General features: G+C 70.0%; 5 protein-coding genes. All 5 read left to right on the top strand.

The window, feature by feature from the left end; all coding sequences use genetic code 11:
- Nucleotides 1-209: acylneuraminate cytidylyltransferase family protein (locus AB1346_02270; protein MEW6719256.1), on the top strand; the 209-nt coding region annotated here is incomplete at its 5' end.
- Complete coding sequence (locus AB1346_02265; protein MEW6719255.1) at nucleotides 206-1,009, top strand: SDR family oxidoreductase; 804 nt, start codon at nucleotides 206-208, stop codon at nucleotides 1,007-1,009. The genes AB1346_02270 and AB1346_02265, both read left to right, overlap by 4 nt.
- Nucleotides 1,003-2,064 carry an N-acetylneuraminate synthase gene (gene neuB, locus AB1346_02260; GenBank protein ID MEW6719254.1) on the top strand — a complete coding sequence of 354 codons (1,062 nt, stop codon included), beginning with the start codon at nucleotides 1,003-1,005 and terminating at the stop codon, nucleotides 2,062-2,064. The genes AB1346_02265 and neuB overlap by 7 nt, the downstream gene beginning before the upstream one ends.
- Nucleotides 2,061-3,230, top strand: coding sequence for a UDP-N-acetylglucosamine 2-epimerase (gene neuC / locus AB1346_02255; GenBank protein ID MEW6719253.1), 1,170 nt, complete (start codon nucleotides 2,061-2,063; stop codon nucleotides 3,228-3,230). Before neuB ends, neuC begins: the two co-directional genes overlap by 4 nt.
- Entirely contained in the window at nucleotides 3,202-4,104 is a 903-nt protein-coding gene (locus tag AB1346_02250; GenBank protein MEW6719252.1) for an imidazole glycerol phosphate synthase cyclase subunit, read from the top strand. The genes neuC and AB1346_02250 overlap by 29 nt, the downstream gene beginning before the upstream one ends.
- Nucleotides 4,105-4,109 lie beyond the last annotated feature (5 nt).

Genomic DNA, 4,109 nt, shown 5'->3' with positions numbered 1-4,109 from the left:
CCGCCGTATACCGCATCAACGCGTCGATCTACCTGTGGAGGCGCGACTTCCTCCTCGGGGCGCAGGGGTCCTGGATGAACGGGCGCCACCTGATGCACGAGATTCCCGAGGCCCGCGCCATCCACATCGACGACCTGGAGGAGTTCGAGCGCGCCGACCTGATGTTGAAGCACGGGATGGTGAGGTTTCCGTGGCTGGAGGCGACATGAAGAAGCTGGGAGAGCTCATGGACCTCGGCGGCCGGGTCGCCTTGGTCACCGGCGGCGGGGGCCACATCGGCTCGGCGATCGCCGGCGTTTTCCTCGAGGCCGGCGCGCGTGTCTTCCTATGCGACCGGTCCATGGAGATCTGCGAGCGGCGCGCCGCGGAGCTGGAGAAGCGCGGTCTCGGAAGGCCCGACGCGGCGGCGGCGGATCTCGCAAGCGAGGAAGAGGCGCGCGGCGCCGTCCGGCACGCGGTCCGGCAGGCGGGCCGCTTGGACATCCTCGTCCACTGCGCCGCTTATGTGGGCACGACGAAGGTCCCCGGGTGGGTCGAACCGTTCGAAAAGCAGTCAGTTGCCGCATGGGATGCCGCCATGCGGGTGAACCTGACGGCGGCCTTCGCGATGACGCAGGAGGCGGCTCCCTCGCTGAAGGCCGGCGGCCACGGCTCCGTGATACTGGTCTCTTCCATATACGGGATGGTGGGCCCGGACGGGGCGCTCTACGAAGGGACCGACATGGGGACCCCCGCGGGGTACGCTGCGGGGAAAGGCGGGCTCATCCAGCTCGGCCGCTACCTGGCCACGACGCTCGCCCCGGAGGTCCGGGTGAACTGCCTGACGCCCGGAGGGGTCTGGCGCGGACAGCCGGAGTCGTTCCGGAAGCGTTACGAGGCGCGGACGCCGCTCCGGCGCATGGCCACCGAGGAGGATCTGAAGGGCGCCGCGCTGTTCCTCGCCGGCGATCTCTCCTCGTACGTCACCGGCCACAACCTGGTCGTCGACGGGGGATGGACCGCATGGTGACGCCCGGCGCGCCGTCCGTCCTGCGCGTGGGAGACCGCCGGCTGGGCGGGGGGAACCGCTGCTTCGTGATCGCCGAGGCGGGCGTCAACCACAACGGGGACATGGACCTCGCCATGCGGCTCGTGGACGCGGCGGCGGAGGCGGGCGCGGACGCCGTCAAGTTCCAGACGTTCCGGGCCGGAAAGCTCGTCACGAAGTGGGCGCCGAAGGCGGCCTACCAAGAGGAGAACACCGGCGAGGGCGGGACCCAGTTCGACATGCTGCGGAAGCTCGAGCTCCCGCCGGAGCGGTTCCGCGAGATCGCGGAGCGCTGCGCCGGGCGCGGCATCCTCTTCCTTTCCACGCCGTTCGACGAGGACAGCGCGGACCTCCTCGAATCGATCGGCGTGCCGGCGTACAAGGTATCGTCCGGGGACCTGACCGACATTCCCTTCCTGCGGCATCTCGCCTCGAAGGGGCTTCCGATCCTGCTGTCGACGGGGATGGGGACGCTCGACGAGGTGCGGGAGGCCATGGCCGCGCTGTCGGCCGCTCCCGGCGTCGCGCTGCTGCACTGCGTCAGCAGCTATCCCGCCGACCCCGCCCACGTGAATCTCCGGGCGATGGATACCATGCGGCGCGCGTTCGGCGTCCCCGTGGGGTATTCCGACCATACCGAGGGGCTTGCGGTCGCGCTGGCCGCTGTGGCGCTCGGCGCCGCCGTCCTCGAAAAGCATTTCACGCTCGACAGGGGGCTGCCGGGACCGGACCACAAGGCGTCGCTGGAGCCCGCCGAGCTGGCGCGGCTCGTCCGGGAGCTCCGCGCGGTCGAGCAGGCCATGGGGCACGGGAGGAAGGAGCCTGCGCCGTCGGAAATCGAGACGGCGCGGGTCGCCCGCAAGAGCCTCGTTGCGGCGTGCGACATCCCCGAGGGGACGGTCATCGAAGCCGGGCATCTGGCGTCCCGGAGGCCCGGCACGGGGATCCCTCCCGGCATGCGGGACGGGCTGATCGGGCGGAAGACGAAGGTCTCCGTGGCTGCGGGCGCGCCGATCGAATGGGAAATGCTCGAATGAGGACCGTCGGCGTCGTCACGACCTCGCGGGCCGACTACGGGATCTACCTCCCGGTGCTGCGGGCGGTCCGGTCGGAGCCGGGTCTCGCCCTGCGGCTGTTCGTCACGGGGATGCACCTCTCGCCGCGGTTCGGGAGGACGGTCGAGGCGATCGAGGCCGACGGGTTCGAGCCCGCCGGACGCGTGCCGGTGCTGGAGGAATCGGACGACCCCCGGGCGGTCGCCGCGTCGATGGCGCGGGGGACGGCGGGCTTCGCGGAGCTGTTCGCCCGCTCCCGGCCGGACATCCTGCTGGTGCTGGGCGACCGGTTCGAGATGCACGCAGCCGCGCTCGCCGCCCTGCCGTTCAAGATCCCGGTCGCGCACATCCACGGGGGCGAGCTGACCGAGGGCGCCATCGACGACGCCCTTCGCCACTCCATGACCAAGCTGAGCCACCTGCATTTCGCGGCCACGCGGGAATACGGGCGCCGCATCGTGCAGATGGGCGAGGAGCCCTGGCGCGTGTCCGTCACCGGCTCCCCTTCCCTCGACAACCTCGCCACCGCGAGGCGGCTCACGGCGGAGGAGCTGGAATCGCGGTTCGGGATACGCGTGACGCCGGAGACGCTCCTGGCGACCTTCCATCCGACGACCCTCGAGTTCGAGGACGCGGGGCGGCAGGCCGACGAATTTCTTGCGGCTCTCAAGGCGTCCGGGAGGCCGGTCGTCTTCACGATGCCCAATGCCGACACCGGCGGCATGGCCATCCGGGAGCGCATCCTGCGGTTCCTCCGCGAGGAGCCGACGGCAAGAGCGGTGGAGAATCTCGGCACGGACGCGTACTTCAGCGTGCTCGGCCTCTGCCGCGCGATGACGGGAAACTCCTCCAGCGGCCTCGTGGAGGCGCCGTCCTTTTTTCTCCCCGTGGTGAACGTGGGCAACCGCCAGAGGGGAAGGGTGCGCGGGAGGAACGTGATCGACGTGGGGTACGGCAGGGAGGAAATCGCCGGGGGGATCCGGCGCGCGACGGACCCGGCGTTCGGGGAATCGCTGAGGGGAATGGAAAACCCTTACGGGGACGGAAAGGCCGCGCCCCGGATCGTGGCGAAGCTCGCGGAGACGCCGCTTTCGGACCGCCTTCTCGTGAAGCGCTTCCATGACCCGGCCGCCGGGGACGGGAGATGACCGCGTGACCACGAGGATCATCCCGCGGCTCGACATCAAGGGCCCGAACCTGGTCAAGGGGATCCATCTCGAAGGGCTCCGCGTGCTCGGCAAGCCGCACCGCTTTGCGCGGCACTATTACGAAAGCGGCGCCGACGAGCTCATCTACATGGACGTCGTCGCCAGCCTGTACGGCAGGAACAGCCTCGCGCAGATTATCGAGGAGACCTCCCGGGAGATCTTCATCCCGTTGACCGTCGGCGGAGGGCTGCGGACCATCGAGGACATCCGCACCGTGCTGCAGGCAGGCGCGGACAAGGTCTCGATCAACACGGCGGCGATCGGGCGCCCCGCGCTGATCGCCGAGGCGTCGAAGCGGTTCGGCTCGTCGACCATCGTGGTGTCGATCGAGGCCAAGAAGCAGCCCGACGGCAGCTACCAGGCGTACACGGACTGCGGCCGGGTGCGGACCGGGGTGGAGGCCATCGGCTGGGCGAAGAAGGCCGAGGAGCTCGGGTGCGGCGAGATCCTCCTCACCTCCATCGACGCCGAGGGGACGGGAGGCGGTTTCGACCTGGAGCTGCTCCGGCAGGTCTCGACCTCCGTGTCCATCCCGGTGATCGCGTCGGGAGGAGCGGGCAGGGTCGAGCACCTGGCGGAGGCCGTGCTCGGCGGGAAGGCCGACGCGGTCTGCCTGGCCTCCTGCCTCCACTACCGGTACATCCGCCGGTTCTACACCGAGGACGACTACTCGTCCGAGGGGAACGTGGCGTTCCTGCGCGGCGGGCGGGAGTTCACGAAGGTCCGGGAGCTGGAGATCGGCGAGATCAAGGAGTTCCTCGCGGAGAAGGGCATCCCGTGCAGGTGGCCCGTGGAGGGAGCAAACGGTGGGTGACGCGC

The organism is Thermodesulfobacteriota bacterium (assembly GCA_040758155.1).
Lineage (GTDB): Bacteria > Desulfobacterota > Deferrimicrobia > Deferrimicrobiales > Deferrimicrobiaceae > UBA2219.
This window is presented reverse-complemented; position numbering and strand designations above follow the sequence as displayed.